This window comes from Blautia sp. NSJ-175 (assembly GCF_022867815.1).
In the GTDB taxonomy this organism is placed as follows: domain Bacteria; phylum Bacillota; class Clostridia; order Lachnospirales; family Lachnospiraceae; genus Blautia; species Blautia celeris.
This window is the reverse complement of record NZ_JALIFQ010000067.1, coordinates 1-667: the sequence shown is the minus strand read 5'-3', so window position 1 is coordinate 667 and position 667 is coordinate 1. Positions and strand designations below refer to the sequence as shown.

Annotated in this window: 1 protein-coding gene; it reads right to left on the bottom strand. The window is 35.5% G+C overall.

Annotated elements, in window-relative coordinates; genetic code table 11:
• Positions 1 to 116: 116 nt before the first annotated feature.
• Positions 117 to 536 carry an MATE family efflux transporter gene (locus MUB35_RS30350; RefSeq protein ID WP_244807379.1) on the bottom strand — a complete coding sequence of 140 codons (420 nt, stop codon included), beginning with the start codon at positions 534 to 536 and terminating at the stop codon, positions 117 to 119.
• Positions 537 to 667: the final 131 nt, after the last annotated feature.

The window sequence follows — 667 nt, the reverse complement described above, 5'->3', positions numbered from 1 at the left end:
TCATTATAAGGTTTTAGGAAAAATGCGATTCCCTTTTTTCCGGAATCGTGATTCCGTAAAAAACGGAATATTGATTTCCATACGCCGGACAGGTGATGGATTTCACCCCGGATTATTCAATATGTTCTTGCATTGCTCATTACAGTAGCGTCTATATTTCCGAAAAACAGAGATAAAAGTTGTTGATTGAAAATTAAGCAAATAACCGAAAAAATTACAGATATGCCTAAACTGGAAATTATAAGCTGTTCACCAGCTTGATTACTTTTTTCTAAATTCTTACTACCCAAATACTGACCAGCTACTATTGCTCCACCAGTAGCAAGGGCTGTTAGTAGGAAGATGAGTAAGGTGTTAATACTATCGACCAGTGATACACCAGATACTGCACTTTCCCCAGCGTATGATACCATAAGAGTATCAAACATTCCTACTGACAGCATTAAAGCCTGCTCAATTATTAAGGGTATGATTATTCTTCTTAAAGATTTTTTAGAAAACATACCATACTCAAATACATTTGCTCCATGTGACATTGCTAATACACTCCTACTATTATATAAAGTCATAGTCTTTCTTTACCTTTTCTACAGGTTTGACTATGCTATTTTAAGATACTGTGGATTGGTTATCACCTCCTACCACTTGATGGTTTAAAAAAGGCTCC